Annotated in this window: 1 protein-coding gene and 1 pseudogene; one reads left to right on the top strand and one right to left on the bottom strand. The window is 44.3% G+C overall.

The features are described 5' to 3' along the window. Positions 1–317 (bottom strand): helix-turn-helix domain-containing protein (locus tag CIK04_RS31290; RefSeq protein ID WP_142994977.1); only part of this gene is annotated, 317 nt, incomplete at its 3' end. 213 nt (positions 318–530) lie between these two features. On the opposite strand from CIK04_RS31290, the pseudogene CIK04_RS31280 reads away from it, so the two are divergent. After that, positions 531–771 (top strand): annotated as a pseudogene (locus CIK04_RS31280) (N-acetyltransferase); the annotation flags it as partial.

Genomic DNA, 771 nt, shown 5'->3' with positions numbered 1-771 from the left:
ATTCTTAGATATCCGACGATTTGGTCAGGGCTCCAATCCAGTCGTAGCAAGGCCTCAGGTAACCTAAAGTCGCTTTTGCTGTAGCGCTTGTTTCTGCGCGAGCGGCTCAGCCGGTTACGAGCCATTTGCTGTGCCCGCCGTGGTTGATAAGAGTACCTATCGAAGAACTTGTTGTAACGACAATTGCGTTCAATTTCTCGATAGATAGTGGCTTTATGGCGCCCCAGTTGTTTAGCTATTTTAGCGGTACTAATTCCTTGCTTTCTKAGCGCAGAAATCATATACCTTTCGTTCTCAGTGAGGTGTGTGTATTTCATGTTTTTTACTTCTTGGCGGGAGCAAAGTTCATGATTATCGCACCTTACTGTTTTTATGTTCAGAGGTGTCGCACTTCGTACTTGAATCCAAGAGACATAACAAAGCATTTAAGAGTGATTCGCAACGCTTGGCAGTTTCGCTTCGCTCAAGTATAGCCAAGCGCCACTCACACCTTAATGCGGCGTTAGGCGCTATTCACTTTAGGATTAGGGATGAACGTAGAATTTAAAGTGATCAATTTGGCGCAAGATTATGATTTTTGCGTAGCTGCTCGAAAGGATGCTTACTATTGCACTTTCGAGACCTTTTCGGGTTTTGATGATTTCATAGCAGGTTATCGAGAACGAGTTCAAGAAAGGCAATCTGGAGCAGGTTGGTTTTACATCCATATCTGGTTGGATGGAAAAATTGGTAGGGCAGTTAGAGTTTCGTTCTTTTTCACCCGAGCCAGAG

This window comes from Vibrio sp. 03_296, assembly GCF_002265885.1.
This window is presented reverse-complemented; position numbering and strand designations above follow the sequence as displayed.